Source organism: Rhizobium sp. USDA 4016 (assembly GCF_056279705.1).
Genome location: NZ_JBWCCY010000002.1, coordinates 2191179 through 2209700, shown reverse-complemented (window position 1 = coordinate 2209700; position 18522 = coordinate 2191179). Strand labels below are relative to the sequence as shown.

Annotated in this window: 15 protein-coding genes and 1 pseudogene; all 16 read left to right on the top strand. The window is 58.8% G+C overall.

Annotation, left to right across the window (positions count from 1 at the left end; all coding sequences use genetic code 11):
- The first annotated feature begins 29 nt into the window (after positions 1 to 29).
- The 16 genes and pseudogenes from ACZ9DP_RS11625 (at position 30) to ACZ9DP_RS11550 (ending at position 18196) form a co-directional block, all read left to right on the top strand.
- Entirely contained in the window at positions 30 to 929 is a 900-nt protein-coding gene (locus ACZ9DP_RS11625; RefSeq protein WP_476202269.1) for a LysR family transcriptional regulator, read from the top strand.
- 299 nt (positions 930 to 1228) lie between these two features.
- Positions 1229 to 2257, top strand: a complete 1029-nt coding sequence (locus ACZ9DP_RS11620; protein ID WP_239601474.1) for a LacI family DNA-binding transcriptional regulator — start codon at positions 1229 to 1231, stop codon at positions 2255 to 2257.
- A gap of 259 nt (positions 2258 to 2516) precedes the next feature.
- Complete coding sequence (locus ACZ9DP_RS11615) at positions 2517 to 3458, top strand: sugar ABC transporter substrate-binding protein (protein ID WP_476201777.1); 942 nt, start codon at positions 2517 to 2519, stop codon at positions 3456 to 3458.
- Between the two features lie 69 nt (positions 3459 to 3527).
- On the top strand, positions 3528 to 5066 hold the full coding sequence (locus ACZ9DP_RS11610) for a sugar ABC transporter ATP-binding protein (protein WP_476201776.1): 1539 nt from the start codon (positions 3528 to 3530) through the stop codon (positions 5064 to 5066).
- A 25-nt stretch (positions 5067 to 5091) separates the two neighbouring features.
- Positions 5092 to 6114: an ABC transporter permease gene (locus ACZ9DP_RS11605; protein ID WP_239601473.1), complete on the top strand. Its 1023-nt coding sequence runs from the start codon at positions 5092 to 5094 to the stop codon at positions 6112 to 6114.
- A 58-nt stretch (positions 6115 to 6172) separates the two neighbouring features.
- On the top strand, positions 6173 to 7096 hold the full coding sequence (locus tag ACZ9DP_RS11600) for a sugar ABC transporter substrate-binding protein (RefSeq protein WP_476201775.1): 924 nt from the start codon (positions 6173 to 6175) through the stop codon (positions 7094 to 7096).
- A 94-nt stretch (positions 7097 to 7190) separates the two neighbouring features.
- Positions 7191 to 8090 carry a sugar phosphate isomerase/epimerase family protein gene (locus tag ACZ9DP_RS11595; protein ID WP_074071298.1) on the top strand — a complete coding sequence of 300 codons (900 nt, stop codon included), beginning with the start codon at positions 7191 to 7193 and terminating at the stop codon, positions 8088 to 8090.
- Positions 8091 to 8099: 9 nt separating this feature from the next.
- Positions 8100 to 9110, top strand: coding sequence for a Gfo/Idh/MocA family protein (locus tag ACZ9DP_RS11590; protein ID WP_476201773.1), 1011 nt, complete (start codon positions 8100 to 8102; stop codon positions 9108 to 9110).
- Positions 9111 to 9118: 8 nt separating this feature from the next.
- Complete coding sequence (locus ACZ9DP_RS11585) at positions 9119 to 9904, top strand: TIM barrel protein (protein ID WP_283073425.1); 786 nt, start codon at positions 9119 to 9121, stop codon at positions 9902 to 9904.
- An 81-nt stretch (positions 9905 to 9985) separates the two neighbouring features.
- Positions 9986 to 11923, top strand: coding sequence for a bifunctional 5-dehydro-2-deoxygluconokinase/5-dehydro-2-deoxyphosphogluconate aldolase (locus ACZ9DP_RS11580; protein WP_476201772.1), 1938 nt, complete (start codon positions 9986 to 9988; stop codon positions 11921 to 11923).
- A gap of 1 nt (position 11924) precedes the next feature.
- Positions 11925 to 13760, top strand: a complete 1836-nt coding sequence (iolD, locus tag ACZ9DP_RS11575) for a 3D-(3,5/4)-trihydroxycyclohexane-1,2-dione acylhydrolase (decyclizing) (RefSeq protein WP_476201771.1) — start codon at positions 11925 to 11927, stop codon at positions 13758 to 13760.
- 31 nt (positions 13761 to 13791) lie between these two features.
- A complete protein-coding gene (gene iolE / locus ACZ9DP_RS11570) occupies positions 13792 to 14709 on the top strand; it encodes a myo-inosose-2 dehydratase (protein WP_239601466.1) in 918 nt (305 codons plus the stop codon).
- A 12-nt stretch (positions 14710 to 14721) separates the two neighbouring features.
- On the top strand, positions 14722 to 15531 hold the full coding sequence (gene iolB / locus ACZ9DP_RS11565; protein ID WP_476201770.1) for a 5-deoxy-glucuronate isomerase: 810 nt from the start codon (positions 14722 to 14724) through the stop codon (positions 15529 to 15531).
- A gap of 58 nt (positions 15532 to 15589) precedes the next feature.
- Positions 15590 to 15979, top strand: coding sequence for a tautomerase family protein (locus ACZ9DP_RS11560; RefSeq protein WP_476201768.1), 390 nt, complete (start codon positions 15590 to 15592; stop codon positions 15977 to 15979).
- 73 nt (positions 15980 to 16052) lie between these two features.
- On the top strand, positions 16053 to 16754 hold the full coding sequence (locus ACZ9DP_RS11555; protein WP_476201766.1) for a MurR/RpiR family transcriptional regulator: 702 nt from the start codon (positions 16053 to 16055) through the stop codon (positions 16752 to 16754).
- 145 nt (positions 16755 to 16899) lie between these two features.
- Positions 16900 to 18196 (top strand): annotated as a pseudogene (locus tag ACZ9DP_RS11550) (IS110 family RNA-guided transposase).
- Positions 18197 to 18522 lie beyond the last annotated feature (326 nt).

Below are 18522 nucleotides of genomic sequence, written 5' to 3'. Positions count from 1 at the left end.
TCGTGCGGCTAACTTTATGCGAAAATGGAATAGGTATGCGCCGAAGTCTAGTGCCAGACATTGTGACCCTTCAAGCGTTTGAATGTGCGGCCCGCCACGCGAATTTTTCTCGCGCAGCAGAAGAGCTAAACCTGACCCAGAGCGCGATTAGCCGCCAGATTGCAGATCTGGAGCGACAGACTGGCCTCAAGCTTTTCGAGCGCATTCGTCAACGTGTCATCCTTTCTGAGGCCGGACAAAGGCTACTGCCGGAGGTTAAGGATCTTCTTGCACGATCGGAACGGCTTATGATCGATGCCGCGGCAGCAGGTCGGACGCGCGCATCGCTAAAGATAGCGACACTTCCAACCTTCGGCGCGAAATGGCTCGTCCCCCGCCTTGGGCGTTTCCTCGCGACGCATCAAGATGTTGCGCTCACGATAGAATCTCGTTCGAAGCCCTTCAGCTTCATGGAGGATAGTTTCGATCTCGCTATCCACTACGGACAACCTATATGGGCAGGTGGCACCCCAACGTTCCTCTGCCATGAGACCGTTATGCCGATAGCAAGTTCAGCACTCGCCGAACGGGCGAGGCAAGAGGCAGCAGGCGATCTCTCTACCATTCCATTGCTACACCTCACCACGCGGCCAAAGCTATGGTCGGACTGGTTTCGACTGCAAGGTTCGATCGTAGACAATGCATATGTCGGGCTCCGATTTGACCAGTTTTCGATGATGGTGGCAGCAGCGATAGCCGGGCTCGGTGCGGCGCTTCTGCCAACTTATCTGATAGAGGAGGAGCTAAAGACCGGCATGCTCCTACCCCTGACGTCCAGCACGATGAGAACCGAAAACGCGTATTACGTCGTCCGCCCTGAGGAAAAACAGAGCCTTCCCATCGCCGATGAGTTTCAGGAGTGGCTACGCTCTGAAGTACAAGACGATTAAATGCGTGCGGACAACGGATCATCATCCAACCGATCAACCATCGCGGCATTTTGCCAGACATGCAGCGTCTCTCGGCGGATCGTCGGTCCAAACGATGACCTTGCAGTGACCTCACGATTCTAGACTTGACGCCCGCGGCGAGGCGGCGTGACGCATCAAACTCCACTTACATCGTGAGCGAAGGGGCTGCAGCTAGAACAAGGACAGATATTTTTTGCATTGCTGATTGGTTTCTCTCAATCCGCATGACAATCTATGTCACATTGTGAAGAAACCCTATCTTTCCTGAGGTGATCTAGATGAAGCGTCCCACGATTGCGGACGTCGCAGAAGCGGCTGGCGTTAGCGTTGCAACAGTCGATCGCGTGTTAAATGCCCGACTCCCCGTGCGCGAAGAAACATCAAAACGGGTGTTCTCTGCTGCCGAGCGGGTCGGATTCCACGGCACAAATATAATTCGGCAGCGAATGCTGGCAGATTTGCCTTCCTACAATCTGGGCGTGGTTTTGCGCAAAGAACGCCACGCGTTCTATCAAGCATTTGCCGAAGAACTGCAGGCCGCCGCACGTGCGGTCAAGGACCGGCGTCTTCAAGTGCATGTGCAGTTTGCAAAGTCCGGTGAGCCCGGTGAGATTTCGGAGCTGCTGCTCGGCATGAAGGGAAAGGTACAGGCAGTTGGTGCTATCGGACCAGACCATCATGACGTCACATCGGCGGTGAGCGCTCTCAAATCCAAGGGTATTCCTACCTTCTCGCTGCTTTCCGACTTTGCCCAAGGCGTGCGGGAGGCATATCTCGGCACGAACAATATGAAAGTTGGGCGGACCGCCGCATGGCTCCTGTCCAAGCTGTCGCATTCACCCGGAAAACTGCTCCTGCTTCTAGGTGGTCACCGATTTCACGGGCATTCGCTACGCGAGACTGGATTTCGCAGTTATATGCGGGAATACGCTCCGGAGTTCGAGGTGCTGGATGCGCTAATCAACCTTGAAACCCGGCGCTTGACGTATGAATTGCTGATGGACGCCGTTTCTCGCCATCATGACCTGGTGGGTGTTTACTGCATCGGGGGCGGGATGGAAGGCGCGATCGAAGCTTTGCAGGAAACGAACAAAGGCGAAAAGATCGGCTGCCTCGTCAATGAACTGACGCCAGAATCACGACAGGCGCTACTTGAACGGCGCATCACCGGCGTATTTCAGACGCCCCTGCGTGAATTATGCGCTGACCTCATTGCCACCATGGTTCATACGATCGAACACGGCATGGCAGAAACGCCGGGACAACGCTTCCTCCCCGCACAGCTTTGGGTGCCTGAGAGTCTGTGATGGTTTGATGGATTCTATCATGCACAGCTGCATTGTTTCTATCAGCGCTGATAGCCGGTAGCCGTCAAGAGACGTTGACGACGGCCCTCCACTAGGAAATTGTCCTGCCGGGTGGTGGAGACAGGAGGCTGCCCCACCGGGATAACTAAAGCCCTGACCAACCGATGATGGAGATCATTGATCTTCGTCAGCGAATTCTTGTTGCCAAATGACTGACCTGGGGCTTTTGGCCCCGCGATAACCTCTGGAGGAGAATGAAATGAAAAAGCACCTGATTATTGCAGCTTTCGCCAGCATGTTGGCGACGACCGCGTCGGCCGAGACGATCGGCGTCTCGATGGCGCTCTTCGACGATAATTTTCTCACGGTTCTTCGAAACGGCATGACCGACTACGCCAAGACCCAGGACGGCGTTACACTTCAGATCGAGGATGCGCAAAACGACGTTGGTAAGCAGCTCAGCCAGGTCCAGAACTTTGTCGCCTCCGGCGTCGACGCCATTATCGTCAATCCAGTTGATACGGATGCGACCGTTGCGCTCTCGCAGGCTGCCGATGCGGCAGGTATTCCGTTGATTTATGTCAACCGTCAGCCAGTAAACGTGGACCAGCTTCCCGAAAAGCAGGCCTTCGTGGCTTCCGACGAGAAAGAGTCCGGAACGCTCGAAACCAAGGAAGTTTGCCGCCTTCTGAAGGAGGCTGGGAAGACAGAGGCGAAAGCCGTCGTCATGATGGGCGAGCTCTCCAACCAGGCCGCCCGCATGCGCACGCAGGACATCAAGGACGTGATTGCGACGCCCGAGTGCAGTTTCATCAAGATCGTTGAGGAGCAGACCGCCAACTGGTCGCGCACACAGGGCGCCGACCTGATGACCAATTGGCTATCTGCCGGCGTGGAGTTTGACGCTGTCATTGCCAACAACGATGAGATGGCAATTGGCGCGATCCAGTCGCTGAAAGCTGCCGGAAAAGACATGAAAGACGTGATTGTCTCCGGCGTGGACGCCACTCAGGACGCGCTTGCTGCCATGGCCGCTGGCGACCTCGATGTCTCCGTCTTCCAGAACGCTGCGGGGCAGGGCAAGGGCGCTGTAGATGCGGCCCTGAAGATTGCGCGCGGCGAGACCGTCGAGAAGAAGGGCTATGTGCCGTTCGAACTCGTTACGCCGGCAAATCTCAAAGACTACCAGGCCAGGAACTAAAACAGATCGTAGCGTCGAAGGAGGCGGAGATGCCGCCTCTTTCGATTTCCGAGCGATGGAGGATAAGCCATGGTAAGTCCCACCACAGCGGCAGCTATCAAGCGCGTACTCGAGGCCACGGAAGCCGACGGCCTGCTTGCAATCGAGGGTATTCGCAAAGAGTTCCCGGGTGTTTTGGCGCTCGACAACGTGCAGCTTCGCGTCAGACCCGGAACTGTCCACGCATTGATGGGCGAAAACGGGGCTGGCAAGTCGACGCTCATGAAAATCATCGCCGGGATATACCAGCCAGACGCTGGTGAAATACGTCTTCGCGGTGTCCCGACAGTGCTGAAGTCACCGCTTGACGCGCTGGAGCAAGGGATCGCGATGATCCACCAGGAGCTCCAGTTAATGAACTGGATGACAGTGGCGGAGAACATCTGGATCAGACGCGAGCCCAAGAACCGCCTTGGACTCATCGACCATTCCAAGATGGTGACGATGACGGAGGAGCTTTTTGCTCGCCTGAACATCGTACTCGATCCACGAGCTCAAGTGTCCGAATTGACAGTAGCTCAAAAACAGATGGTCGAGATTGCGCGCGCAGTCAGCTACGAATCCTCCGTCCTCATCATGGATGAGCCGACATCGGCGCTGACAGACCGTGAAGTTGAGCATCTTTTTACGATCATACGTGACCTCCGCTCGCGCGGCATAGGCATCGTCTACATTACCCATAAAATGAACGAACTCTTTGAGATCGCCGACGAATTTACCGTGTTTCGCGATGGGAAATATGTCGGGACACATTCTTCAAAGGATGTAACCCGCGACGACATCATCCGCATGATGGTTGGACGTGAGATCACCAACATGTTTCCCAAGATCGACTGCCCGATCGGCGACGTCGCTCTTGAGGTTCGGAATTTGACGATTCCCGGGGTCTTCCATGACATCTCGTTTTCGGTCCGGCGAGGAGAGATCCTCGGCCTTGCGGGTCTCGTGGGCTCAAAGCGCTCCAACGTCGCCGAAGCGCTGTTTGGTGTTCAACCGGCAGCGTCAGGCGAGATCGTGATCGATGGCACGCCGGTAAAGATCGACAGTCCGAGCGCGGCCATGGCCCATGGCATGGCCTTTCTGACCGAGGATCGAAAGGAAACGGGCTGCTTCCTGATACTGAATTGCCTTGAAAACATTCAAGCCGCGCTGATCACGCGGTCGCACGTCAAAGCCGGCTTCGTCGATCAAGCAACAGTGACAAGACTCTCGGAGGAAATGGCCGCCAAGCTTCGTGTCAAGACGCCGAACCTCCAGGAGACCGTCGAGAATCTCTCGGGCGGGAACCAGCAGAAGCTCTTGATCGCACGCTGGCTTCTGACCAAACCGCGGATTTTGATCCTCGACGAGCCAACTCGCGGCATCGATGTCGGCGCTAAAGCGGAGATTCATCGCCTGATAACGGCCCTTGCCGCCGAAGGTGTGGCGGTCCTGATGATCTCATCTGAATTGCCGGAGGTCCTCGGGATGAGCGACCGGATCATGGTCATGCATGAAGGGCACGTTTCGGGCTTTCTTGATCGCGCCGAGGCAACTCAAGTGAAGATAATGAACCTCGCAGCACGCTAGTGTTCATTACGGGAGGAAAGATCTTATGACGAACGCGACATCACAATCGGCATTGCCGGCCACCCGACCCCGGCGACGCGTGCCGGCGGAACTGAGCATCCTGCTGATTCTTGTCGGCATCTCGCTGACATTTGAGATTCTGGGCTGGATCCTGCAAGGCCAGAGCTTCCTTGCCAACACTCAACGCCTCTCGATTATGATCCTCCAGGTATCGGTCGTGGGCATCATCGCGATCGGCGTGACCCAGGTCATTATCTCTGGCGGGATCGACCTGAGTTCCGGTTCGATCGTCGGTGCGACTGCCATGATATCCATGAGCCTGGCGCAAGTCGGCACGTATGATCGAGCAGTCTACCCCCACTTGACTGATCTGCCGGTAATACTGCCGGTTGCGGTGGGCTTGGTCGTCGGTCTGCTCTGTGGCATGATCAACGGCCTTTTGATAGCGTACACGAAAATTCCCCCCTTCATCGCCACCCTTGGTATGATGGTCACGGCTCGCGGTTTTGCCAAGTGGTATACGAAGGGGCAGCCGATCAGCTTTCCGACCGACAGTTTCGCTGCACTCGGAAAAGGTTTGGCCCCCATCTTTATCTTCCTTGCGGTCGCAGCGATCCTGCACATCGTTCTCCGCTATACGCGCTACGGCAAGTTCACTTATGCCGTCGGCGCCAATCCCCAGGCGGCGCGGGTGTCGGGTATCAACGTCGAGCGTCACACCGTCAAGATTTATGCCGTAGCCGGCTTGTTGTCTGGCCTTGCTGGTATTGTCGTCGCTGCCCGAGGTCTGACCGCGCAGGCCGGCATGGGCTCTATGTACGAGCTTGATGCGATTGCAATGGCTGTTATCGGCGGCGTTTCGCTCTCTGGCGGCCGCGGATCAGTCATTGGCACGATGATCGGAATGGTCATTTTCGGCGTGATTATCTCAGGTTTCACCTTCCTGCGGCTGGACGCCTATTACCAGGAAATGCTGAAGGGCGCGATCATTGTGGCGGCTGTCGTCGCCGACGTCTATCGCCAACGCAAGCGTATCAAGAAGAGCTGACGGATGGGCGGCCCCTGCCGCCCTCTGTCTTCGATAGGCGAAGATGGGACGACCCGAAATGAAGAAGCTGCTCATAACGACCGCGCTTTGCCTTCTAGCCGCGCCGGCCTTTGCTGGCACGCGCGTGGCGGTGACAATGACGTCGTTCGATAACCCATTTCTGACGATTCTGCTGAACGGAATCCGCGATGAAGCAAAACGGGTAAAAAATGTCGAACTCCTCACAGAGGACGCTCAACTCGATCCTGCCAAACAGCTCAACCAAATCCAAAACTTCATTGCCAACGGTGTTGATGCAATCATCGTGAATGCCGTTGACGGCGACTCGACGGCCGCGATCACACGGGTGGCAGCTGATGCGAAGATCCCGCTCGTCTACGTCAACCATCCGCCGGCCGAACTCGCTTCGGGATTGCCGGAAGGCACAGCCTTTGTCGGTTCCAACGAACTCGATTCCGGCACGATGGAAGCGAAAGCCGCCTGCAAGCTTCTGGGCGGCAAAGGTCGCGCCGTAATTCTGATGGGGCCGCTTGAAAACCATGCAGCCCTTGTGCGCACAAAGGATGTCGAGGCCGTCTTTTCTCAACTAGATTGCCGGATCGATATCGTCGAAAAGCAGACAGCGAACTGGAACAGGACCCAGGCGCAGGATCTCGTATCTTCCTGGCTGACGGCTGGGCTGAAGTTCGATGCGGTGGTTGCCAATAATGACGAGATGGCCATTGGCGCGGCTCAGGCTTTGAAGGCGGCTGGCGTCGCGATGAACGACGTTGTCATCACCGGCATCGATGCCACGCCAGATGGACTGGCCGCCATGAAGGCCGGAGACATCGACGCGACAGTTTTCCAGAACGCAACAAAGCAAGGCGAAGCCGCAGTCCAGACGGCTGTCAAGTTGGCAGGAAAGCAGGCCAGCGAGCGCACCCTTTGGGTACCGTTCGAACTCGTCACCCCCGACAACATGGCCGCCTACCAAAAATGACGGCCGCGGCCGCGGTCGATCTCCTCCCGGATCCCGCGGCCCCACCAATCGACGCCTTCTAAGGCATGTCGCTAAAACACGAAGGAACCAACATATGCGTATCGCCCTTGACCCGTTTATGCATCGTCATCTCAGCCTCGAGGAGCTGCCGCGGAAGGTCCGTGAGCTCGGCTATGAATGGATTGAGCTGAGCCCCCGCGCCGATTTTCTGGAGTGGTTCAAGGCTCCACGGGTTTTCCCTGAGCGTATCAAAACCTTCAAGAAAGCGCTGGCCGCCGAGGGCGTGAAGATCGCCTCACTGTTGCCGATGTATCGCTGGGCCTCGAATGACGAGACCGAGCGTCAGGCCGCTGTGCGTCACTGGAAGCGCGCCATCGAAATCGCGGTGGAGATGGAAGTCGATACGATGAACTCGGAATTCGGGCGTGGTCCGCACCCCGACAAGGGCTCGTGCTACTGCTGCCACACCGGGTCGATGATCGAGGCCTGTGAAGACGCATGGTGGCGCTCGATGGAGGAACTTGTACCGATCTTCGAACGTGAGAACATCAATTTACACGTCGAGCCGCATCCCGAAGACTGGTGCGAAACCTTGCAGCCCGCGCTCGACATCATCCGCACGGTGAATTCGAAGAACGTCAAGTTCCTCTATTGCGCCCCGCACACCTTCTACTTCGGCGACGATACCAAGGCGATGCTGCGCGAGGCAAAGGACGTTCTCGCGCACGTTCATGTGGCCGATACCTTCAATCACAAAGCGTCTTCGGGTCTGCGCTATATTCTCAACCCACCGGGTACCCAAGCGCGTGTTCACCAACATCTCAATATCGGCCAAGGCGAGGTTCCCTGGGACGACTTCTTCGGCACGCTCGCCGATATCGGCTTCGACGGCATTATGACCTCCTGCGTCTTCGCCTGGGAGGACAAGGCGGACGAGTCCGGACGGTTCATGTGTAGCGAAATGAACAATTACATCAAAAAGTACCGAAAGTGAGGCTTTCCAATGACTGTTAGAATAGGTGTCATCGGCACCGGTGCAATCGGCCGAGACCATGCACGCCGCATCAATCAGGTTCTTGGCGGGGCGACAGTCGTCGCGTTGAGTGACGTGAACCGCGCCTCGGCCGAAGCGGTGAAAAGCGACATTGCGCCTGACGCTGCAATTTTCACCACCGGCGAAGAACTGATTTCCTCACCCGATGTGGACGCTGTGCTTGTCACCTCTTGGGGTGCCACTCACGAACAATATGTACTGGCGGCGATCGCTGCCGGTAAGCCATGCTTCTGCGAAAAGCCTCTGGCGACAACCGCCGATGGCGCCAAGCGCATCGTCGATGCCGAAGTTGCGCACGGCAAACGACTTTTACAGGTCGGTTTCATGCGCAGATATGATGCGGGTTATGTCGCCCTGAAGCAGTTCGTGGATACCAAGATCGGTGCGCCGATCATGGTTCATGCCGCCCATCGCAACCCAGCCGTCCCCGAGCAGTATGTTACGCCGATGGCCATCCACGACACGATGATTCACGAAATCGACGTGCTGCGCTGGCTGTTGAATGACGACTACGTTTCCGCTCGTGTGCTGTTTCCCCGTTCGGCAGCGCGCAGTCATGCCAAGCTTAGGGATCCCCAGATTGTCATTCTGGAGACTGCCAAGGGCACGATCATCGATGTCGAAATCTTCGTCAACTGCCACTACGGCTACGACATTCAGTGCGAGGTCGTTGGCGAAGACGGTGTCGCCACTCTGCCTGAGCCGATGGCAATCCAGACGCGTCTCGGCGCCAAGCTTCAAAACGATATCCTCACCGATTGGAAGGATCGCTTCATCGCCAGCTACGACGTTGAGCTGCAGGACTTCATCAACGCCGCTACCAAAGGCACGGCGGCTGGCCCGAACTCCTGGGACGGTTATGTGGCGGCAATCACATCCGATGCCTGCGTAGCCGCGCAGGAGACAGAGGGTGCCGCAGTCGCGATTAATCTTCCCACTCGCCCTGCGCTTTACAACTGAGGTCCTCCATGCGTTTTGCCATCAACCACATCACCGCGCCCAAGCTGTCGCTTGAAAACTTCTTTACGGCGGCTCGCGACCTGGGTCTGACGGAGGTCGAGATCCGCAACGATCTTCCCGACATCGTCGGGACGGTGAAGCCTGAAGTCGTCAAAAAGGCCGCAGCGAGCGCCGGCGTCACGATCATTTCGATCAACGCGCTCTATCCGTTCAACGTCTGGTCGGGTGAATTACCGAAGAAGGCTGTGGCGCTCGCCGACTATGCGGCCGCTTCCGGCGCCAAGGCGCTTGTCATGTGCCCGCTAAACGACGGCACGAAAGTGTCGTTCGATGATCTCGTCGCGGCGCTGAAGGCCATGAAGCCCATCCTTGAGGAGCGCGGACTGACAGGCCTCGTCGAACCTCTCGGCTTCCCGATCTCCTCGCTGCGGACCAAGAAGGAAGCGCTTCGCGCCATCGACGCGGCTGAAGGAGGCGGCATCTACAAACTCGTGCACGATACCTTCCATCACCACCTGGCCGGCGAGACAGACTTCTTCCCGGAAAGGACGGGTCTGGTCCACATCTCGGGCGTCGTCGATCCGAATGTCGCCGTGGACGAGATGCTCGACGCCCACCGCGTGCTCGTCGATGCCAAAGATCGGCTGGAGAACATTCCGCAGATCAAGGCGCTCATCGCCGCAGGCTTCGAAGGCCCCTACAGCTTCGAGCCTTTTGCCGAGGAAGTGCATGCACTGGCAGATCCGGAAACCGCCGTGCGCGAGAGCATCAGCTACGTCTCGGGCAAGCTCTGAGCCGACAACCCGCTGCCTGCGCCTCGAGCGGCGCGGGCAGCATGTACGTTAGGCAATTGCAGCCGGGTGCCGGAGGAAGAAATGAACAAGTCATTGGATGTCATCACGATCGGACGCTCGTCCGTGGATCTTTACGGGGTACAGATTGGCGGTCGGCTGGAAGACATGGGGTCATTCCACAAATATATCGGCGGCTCGCCGACCAACATGGCCGCCGGCACCGCCCGCCTCGGCCTGCGCTCGGCGCTGATCACCCGCGTCGGCGACGAGCACATGGGCCGCTTCATTCGCGAGGAGCTTGCGCGCGAAGGCGTCGACGTCACCGGGGTCAAGACCGATCCCGAGCGGCTAACGGCACTCGTGCTCCTCGGCATCCGGGACGAGGACCGCTTTCCGTTGATCTTCTACCGCGAGAACTGCGCCGACATGGCGCTCTGCGAAGATGATATCGACGAGGCGCTGATCGCCCGTTCCCGCTCGGTCGTCGCGACCGGTACCCATCTCAGCCATCCGCGCACGGAAAAGGCCGTGCTCAAGGCCCTGGAGCTCGCGCGCAAGAATGGCGCGCGGACCGCGCTCGACATAGATTACCGTCCGAACCTCTGGGGCGTGGCCGGCCATGGCGACGGCGAGAGCCGCTTCGTCGAATCCGGCAAGGTGACCGCCAAGCTGCAATCGACGCTGCGTCTCTTCGACCTGATCGTCGGCACGGAGGACGAATTCCATATCGCAGGCGGCTCGACGAACACGATCGAGGCTCTGCGAGCCGTGCGTGCCGTCTCCACCGCCACGCTCGTCTGCAAGCGCGGCGCGGCCGGCGCCGTCGCCCTTACCGGTGCGATACCGAATACGCTCGACGAGGGAGAAAGCGGCCCCGGCTATCCGATCGAGGTTTTCAACGTTCTCGGCGCAGGCGATGGCTTCATGTCGGGCCTCATCAAGGGCTGGCTGGAGGATGCGCCCTGGCCACGCGCGCTTCAGTATGCCAATGCCTGCGGCGCCTTCGCCGTCAGCCGCCATGGCTGCACGCCGGCCTATCCGTCGTTGGAGGAGCTCGACTTCTTCCTGAAGCGCGGCATCAAGGACAAGGCGCTGCGCAAGGACGCGGAACTCGAGCAGATCCACTGGGCGACCAACCGCCACAATGACTGGTCGACCATGCGCGTCTTCGCCTTCGACCACCGCATGCAGCTGGAGGCCATGGCAGGTGCCACGCCCGAAAAGATTGGCCGTTTCAAAGAACTCTGCCTGGAGGCGGCCCTTAAGGTTCAGGGCGGCCGACCAGGCTATGGCATCCTCTGCGACAACCGCCTCGGCCGCCGTGCGCTTCACGCCGCGTCAGGCACTGGCCTTTGGGTCGGCCGACCGGTCGAATGGCCGGGCTCGCGTCCGCTGACGCTGGAACCCGAACTTGGCCCCGACTTCGGCGGACTTGACGAGTGGGCGCTTGAAAACGTCGTCAAGGTCTTGTGCTTCTGCCATCCCGACGACGATGCGCAGATGCGAGCTTCGCAGGAAGAGACGATCAAGCGGCTGTTCGCGGCGGCCCGTCGCAACCGGCTGGAATTCCTGCTCGAGATCATTCCGTCCAAGGTCGGCCCGGTCGATGACGACACGACGGCGACCCTCATCCGGCGGTTCTATGAGATCGGCATCTATCCGGACTGGTGGAAGCTTGAGCCGATGGCCAGCAGTGCCGCCTGGGAAAAGGCTTGCGCTGCGATCAATGAAAACGATCCGCACACGCGCGGCATCGTGGTGCTCGGTCTCGACGCGCCGGAGGCCGAACTCGCCGCGAGCTTCAAGGTCGCGGCAGGCTTCCCGCTGGTCAAGGGCTTTGCGGTCGGCCGCACGATCTTCGCGCAGGCCGCACGCGACTGGCTTGCTGGCACCATCGCCGATGCTGAGGCGATCGAGGATATTCAGGCCCGCTATCAGCGGCTCTGCACAATCTGGGACGAAGCGCGCAGCGCAAGCCAGGACAATCACGCGGCGGGACCGTCGCGCAGGAGGGTATGACATGACGGGAACCATTCGCCTTACGGCAGCACAGGCAATGTTCCGCTGGCTGGCCGTACAGATGACTGAGGAGGGGGAGCGCTTCATCGAAGGCGTCTGGGCGATCTTCGGCCACGGCAACGTCGCCGGAATTGGCGAGGCTCTGCATGGCATTGGCGATAAACTGCCCACCTGGCGTGGCCAGAACGAGCAGACCATGGCCCATGCGGCAATCGCCTATGCCAAGACCAAGCGCCGGCGCAAGGCTATGGCGATCACCTCGTCCATCGGCCCGGGCGCGACGAACATGGTGACGGCTGCAGCGCTCGCCCATGTGAACCGCCTGCCCGTACTATTCATCCCCGGCGATGTATTCGCCAACCGCCGGCCGGACCCGGTTCTGCAGCAGATCGAGGATTTCAATGACGGCACTGTCACCGTGACGGACTGCTTCCGTCCGGTCAGCCGCTATTTCGACCGCATCACGCGTCCCGAGCATCTGCTGACCGTCCTGCCTCGCGCGATGCAGGTGATGACCGATCCCGCAAATTGCGGCCCGGTCACACTTGCATTTTGCCAGGACGTGCAGGCCGAGGCCTACGACTGGCCGGAAAGCTTCTTTGAGCCGAAGACGTGGCGCATCCGTCGTCCAGAGCCAGATCCGCGCGAAGTCGACGATGTCGTCGCAGTGCTCAAGGCCTCTTCACACCCGGTCATCGTCGCAGGTGGCGGTGTGCTGTATTCCGGCGCAGAAGCCGATCTGCTCGCCTTCGCCAAGGCGCACAATATACCGATCGTCGAGACGCAGGCCGGCAAGGGTGCAATCGACTGGCAAGAAAGGCTCAACTTCGGCTCGCCGGGCGTCACCGGCACCGATTGCGGCAACAAGATCGCCGCCAAAGCCGACCTGATCCTTGGCCTCGGCACCCGCTTCCAGGACTTCACGACCGGCAGCTGGGCGATCTTCAGCAATCCGAGCCGCAAGCTCGTCTCGATCAACCTCGCCGGCTATGACGCGGCCAAGCACGGCGCCATCCCGCTGGTCTCCGACGCCAAGGTGGCGCTGCGGCGCATTTCCACTGCGCTCGGTTCGCACCGTTTCGCCGATCCGGATTTCGCCGCGCGCGAGGCCTGGTTCAAGGCGACCGATGCCGTTATAGCGGCCCCCGGAACGCCGAAGCCGAATTTCCGGCCCTCCGATGCCCAGGTCATTGGCGCGGTGCAGCGAATTTCGGGTCCAAAGACGGTTGCCATGTGCGCGGCTGGCACCATGCCCGGCGCCCTGCAAGTGCTCTGGCGGGCGGCCGCCGGCGGCTATCACATGGAATACGGCTATTCCTGCATGGGCTACGAGGTCGCCGGCGCTTTCGGCATCAAGCTCGCGGCACCGGAAAAGGAAGTCGTGTGCTTCGTCGGCGACGGCAGCTACATGATGGCCAATTCCGAGCTCGCGACCGCCGTCATGCTGCGCGTGCCCTTCACCATCGTGCTGACGGACAACCGTGGCTATGGCTGCATCAACCGTCTGCAGCAGGAATGCGGCGGTGCTGAGTTCAATAACATGTACAAGGACTGCAATGTCGAGACCCAGCCGGAGATAGACTTCGTCGCGCATGCGACTTCGATGGGCGCGTATGCCGTCAAGGCCGCCGACATCGCGCAGCTCGAAACCGAAATCGTCTCGGCGCGCAGCCGGGACATTCCCACGGTGATCGTCATCGATACGGAAGCGGAAACCGGAGCCGGCATCGGCGGCGCCTGGTGGGATGTCGCCGTGCCGGAAGTCGGCACCACCGAAAAGCTCAAGAAGGCCCGCGCGCACTATGAGGCGAACGTGGCCCGCCAACGCATCAACTAACCCTCGCGACAATGCCTGGAAGGACCGAACCATGATATTTTACGGAACAAATCCTATTGCCTGGTCCAACGACGACGACCAGACGATCGGCGCGCATCTGACGCTGGAGGATTGCCTGTCGGATTGCCGCAAGATCGGGTTCGACGGCATCGAGAAGGGCCACAAGATGCCCGACGAGGGCGGCGCGCTGAAGGCCAAGCTCGGCGAGTTCGGCCTGCGTTTCGTTGGCGGCTGGCATTCGACTAACCTTCTGGTGAACGACATCGTCACCGAGAAGGCGGCGCTGCAGAAGTTCATCGACATGACGAAGGCTGCCGGCGGCGACCACATCAATGCCTGCGAATGCTCCAACACCGTTCACGGCAGCGACGGAACGCCGGTCAACAACCGCCCCGTCATGAACGAGGAACAGTGGAAGCGCTTCTCGGAAGGCTATGAGGCGCTTTCCAAGTATGCTGCCGATCAGGGCGTCAAGATGGGCTATCACCATCACATGGGCACGATCATCGAGAGCGCTGCCGACATCGACCGTTTCATGACGATGGCTGGCCCCTACACCCGTCTTCTGCTCGACACCGGTCATTGCACCTTCGGCGGGGCGAACCCGGAAGAAGTGGCGAAGAAATACATGGGCCGCGTGACGCATATCCATGCAAAGAACATCCGTCCGGAAATCATGAAGCAGGTCCGTTCCGAAAACCTCTCCTTCCTCGAAGGCGTGCGCCGGGGCGTGTTCACGGTTCCGGGCGATCCGGAAGGCTGCGTCGATTTCGCGCCGGTGCTGAAGGTCGCGGCCGAACATGACTATTCGGGCTGGCTGGTGATCGAGGCCGAGCAGGACAGCGCGGTTCGCGAGCCCTTCCACTACCAGAACATGGGCCTGAAGGCGTTGAAGTCGATCGCCCGTGACGTCGGACTGGACAAGGCTGCCGCCAGAGCAGCCGGATAAGGAAAAAGCGCAATGAGCATTCTCCTGCGCCGACCGTTCGGCAGTCATGGCAAAGTCCACGAGATTACCCCTCAATCGGCGGGCTGGCGCTATGTCGGCTTCAGCCTCTACCGCCTGCGGGAAGGCGAAACCGTCGGCGAGGCGACCGGCGGCATGGAAGCGGTCGTGGTCATGGTCGAGGGCAAGGCCCGCTTCACCGCGGCCGGCAAGGACTGGGGTGAACTGGGTGAACGCATGAACGTCTTCGCGAAGACCCCGCCCCATTGCCTCTACGTGCCGAATGGCGAGCAGTGGGAAGCGCGCGCCACGACCGATTGCACGGTCGGCGTCTGCCTTGCCCCCGGCAAGGGTGGCCACAAGGCACGACGCATTGGCCCGGACGGCATCCAGCTCACGGCGCGCGGGGTGGGCGCCAACCAGCGTTTCATCAACAACATCGCGATGGAGGCCGAGGACTATTGCGATAGCCTGCTGGTGACGGAGGTCTTCACGCCGGCCGGCAACTGGTCATCCTATCCGAGCCACCGTCACGACGAGGACGATTTCCCGCGGATCACTTATCTCGAAGAAACCTACTATCACCGGCTCAATCCGGAGCAGGGTTTTGGCGTGCAACGGGTCTATACCGATGACGGCTCGCTTGACGAGACGATCGCGGTGAAAAACCACGACGTGGTGCTCGTCCCTCGCGGCCATCACCCCTGTGGCGCGCCCTACGGGTTTGAAATGTATTACCTCAACGTCATGGCAGGCCCTTTGCGCAATTGGCGCTTCGTTCCTGATCCAGCGGTCCAATGGATCATGGATCGTGATGCACGCTAGGTGAATAACCCGCAGTGCCTGTAGGGGCGCTATCGGCCAACGGTTAATAGGATCTCCCTTGCCCCTCATCAAGCTTCACATACAAAAAGGCCGCTCCGAAGCCGAAGTCGAATTGCTACTCGATACGGTGCATGAGGTCATGTTGTCCGCGTTCAATGTGCCAGAACGTGACCGCTATCAATTGGTCTTCGAACACCAGGCTTCGCATTTTCGTGCTCTGGATACTGGCCTTGGCTTTCAGCGAACGCAGAATTTTGTTCTTGTCGAAGTCGTCTCGCGGCCTCGGTCGAGGACGGAAAAGCTTGCCTTCTATCAAGGCTTGGCCGCGCAATTCGAGGAAAAATGCGGGATTTCTGCCTCTGACATCATGGCGTCGTTCGTGGAAAATACCGATGAAGATTGGTCCTTCGGCGCGGGAGTAGCGCAGTTCGTCACTGGCGAATTATGAAGACTTTTGGAGGATCCACCTACGCACCGTCAGGCATCATCGATGCGAACCGAATGTTTGTTAGGGGGGTCGAATGAGCAGCGAACACCGACGGCCACCAGAAGATTTCGAAGCTTTGCGGTCCTTAATCAATGCCAAGCACGCGCTGTTTCCTAAGCGTCTTGCCCAAGTTGCGCGCCATGTTCTCGATAATCCTGATGAGGTTGCGTTGGGTTCGATCGCCTCCATCGCAACTGCAGCGCAGGTAACGCCTTCAACCCTGATACGTTTCGCCCAGTTCCTCGGCTATGACGGCTTCAGCACACTACAAGCGATTTTTCGAGAGGCTGTCCGCGCAAAGATCGCGCCAGGCGAAAAAGGCGGAAGCCGCCGATCAGGACGGGAAGGTGTCGCGCGCGAAGCGCAGGTGTTTTATGAAACGATAGAGGCCTGTCATCATTCGCTCGAAACATTATCCAAGACAATCCGCGTGGCTGACATCAAAGCTGCAGCGGAAATTCTTTCCTCAGCCAACTGCGTGTTCATCCTTGCGGGGAACGGCACTTTTCCGATGGCTGCCTTGCTTCAACATTGCCTGACCCGATTGAGAATTCGTTCGACCTTGCTAACGGACATTGTCGGCGGCGACGATGTGCTCGCGTTTGCAACGCCGGACGATGCGGCAGTCATCATCAGTTGCGCACCCTATGCTGAGGAAACGACGGTACATGCGTCAAACCTATCGGATCGAAGAATTCCTGTCATTGCTCTGACGGACTCCAACTTTTGGCCATAGCACCTACGGAAGGAAGAATTGGAGCCACCGAGGGAACGGTGCGCGCAGCTTTTTTGCTGCAAGCGCGCACCGTTTGAGGTGGCCATGGCCAGCCAAAGTATCTCTAGAATGTGAGTGTTCACAACTCATTCCGGAGAGACCGACCATGACCAGTCAGAATTCTATACCCACCGCTGCCGTGTTGGTAGCCATCGACATCGCCAAGGTTCGCAATGAAGTGTTGATCGAAGCACCCGGCCATAAACGCCGCCGCCGGTTGGCAATTCTCAACACCCGTGCGGAGCATGATCGTCTGATCGAAGTCCTGCAGGCTTATGGCCAACCGGTGGTCTGTGCTTTTGAGGCAACGGGCAATTATCACCGACCCGTCGCCTGGCGTTTGGTCGAAGCCGGCTTCGAGACGCGGTTGGTCTCGTCGCTGGCACTGGCCCGCACGCGAGAAGCCTTGCACAACAGCTGGGACAAGAACGATCCCAAGGATGCGCAGGTGATCCTGCACATGTTGAGGATCCATTCGACACAAGTCTATCATGATCCCTTGCGTGCCGGCATCAACGACGTTCAGGAATTGTCGAAGACACACGAAGCCATTGCTAACGCCAAGACCGAGATCCAGCATCGCATCCTGACGCATTACCTGCCGCTGTATTTTCCTGAGATTGATCGCTTCAGGGGCAACAGCCGTAGCGACTGGTTCTTCGCTTTCCTCGATGCGTTCCCCACACCCGCGAGCATCACGACACTGACGAAAGAGGAGTTCGTCGAAGCGGCATGGGATGTTGTCGGCAGGAAAGTCAGCAAGTCACAGATTTTAATGGATATTTATGAGACGGCATGCACATCGATCGGCTTGCCATTGCCGCTGGATGCGCCTGCCATTCGCATGTTTCGGATGGTTGTGGCCGAAGCCCGTAGCCTGATCCGCCAACGTAACGAGATCGAAACACAGGCCGATGAGCTGCTGCGACACAGCCGCGATTATCAGCTTTTGCGGCAGATACCTGGGATCGGTCCCATCAACGCGCTGACGATCATCGCGGAGGCTGGGGATCTACGCCGCTTTCACCATCACCGTCAGTTTCTCAAATTCTGCGGGCTGGATCTGTCGACACAACAATCGGGCCAGTATCGTGGCCAGACCCGGCTTTCCAAATTCGGCAACGCGCGGCTGCGACGGACGCTGTGGATTGCTGGACAAGTTGCCATCCGCCAGCGTGAGAACGGCTTCCGGCATAAGTTCGAACGCTACATCGCAAGGGATCGTGACAATCCCGATCTCCGCCGCAAGGCAATGACCGCTATTACCGCCAAGATGGCGCGTGTCGTACACGCCGTCGTCAAAAGCGGTTCAGACTACCGGCCCTTCGTTGAAGGGCGGGTACCAGGTGGAAGAACCTCTGTCAGGTAGGGCCGTGAGGGCATCCCATCGGATGACCCTGTAGACAATGCTTGGGTCTTCCACCTGGATCAGAAGCTCGTGTTAAGGACGGTGAGGGCCAAAATGATGGACCCTGTGTTTGCTATGGACGAGACCTTTTCCCATTCCAGTGGAGGCCGCCTGGTTCGACGATGTGACTTGACGAGCGTCATGCAGCGCGAGCATGCTGACGAACAGAGAAACTTTGCCTGCCAAGCCCATTTTCTTCCGCACTTAGGACGTTGTCGGAACTCGCTTCGGTCAGGTTCAGGGTGATCGAGTCGGGCCATGATGGGCTCTTGCTCGCCACGGCTGGGATCGCGCTCAGCGAAGCCTTGGCAATCTGCACGC

What these genes read in the sequence shown, in the direction of transcription:
- ACZ9DP_RS11620 (WP_239601474.1), top strand. Translation starts at nt 1,229, where the DNA reads ATGAAGCGTCCCACGATTGCGGACGTCGCAGAAGCGGCTGGCGTTAGC.
- ACZ9DP_RS11615 (WP_476201777.1), top strand. Translation starts at nt 2,517, where the DNA reads ATGAAAAAGCACCTGATTATTGCAGCTTTCGCCAGCATGTTGGCGACG.
- ACZ9DP_RS11610 (WP_476201776.1), top strand. Translation starts at nt 3,528, where the DNA reads ATGGTAAGTCCCACCACAGCGGCAGCTATCAAGCGCGTACTCGAGGCC.
- ACZ9DP_RS11605 (WP_239601473.1), top strand. Translation starts at nt 5,092, where the DNA reads ATGACGAACGCGACATCACAATCGGCATTGCCGGCCACCCGACCCCGG.
- ACZ9DP_RS11600 (WP_476201775.1), top strand. Translation starts at nt 6,173, where the DNA reads ATGAAGAAGCTGCTCATAACGACCGCGCTTTGCCTTCTAGCCGCGCCG.
- ACZ9DP_RS11595 (WP_074071298.1), top strand. Translation starts at nt 7,191, where the DNA reads ATGCGTATCGCCCTTGACCCGTTTATGCATCGTCATCTCAGCCTCGAG.
- ACZ9DP_RS11590 (WP_476201773.1), top strand. Translation starts at nt 8,100, where the DNA reads ATGACTGTTAGAATAGGTGTCATCGGCACCGGTGCAATCGGCCGAGAC.
- ACZ9DP_RS11585 (WP_283073425.1), top strand. Translation starts at nt 9,119, where the DNA reads ATGCGTTTTGCCATCAACCACATCACCGCGCCCAAGCTGTCGCTTGAA.
- ACZ9DP_RS11580 (WP_476201772.1), top strand. Translation starts at nt 9,986, where the DNA reads ATGAACAAGTCATTGGATGTCATCACGATCGGACGCTCGTCCGTGGAT.
- iolD (WP_476201771.1), top strand. Translation starts at nt 11,925, where the DNA reads ATGACGGGAACCATTCGCCTTACGGCAGCACAGGCAATGTTCCGCTGG.
- iolE (WP_239601466.1), top strand. Translation starts at nt 13,792, where the DNA reads ATGATATTTTACGGAACAAATCCTATTGCCTGGTCCAACGACGACGAC.
- iolB (WP_476201770.1), top strand. Translation starts at nt 14,722, where the DNA reads ATGAGCATTCTCCTGCGCCGACCGTTCGGCAGTCATGGCAAAGTCCAC.
- ACZ9DP_RS11555 (WP_476201766.1), top strand. Translation starts at nt 16,053, where the DNA reads ATGAGCAGCGAACACCGACGGCCACCAGAAGATTTCGAAGCTTTGCGG.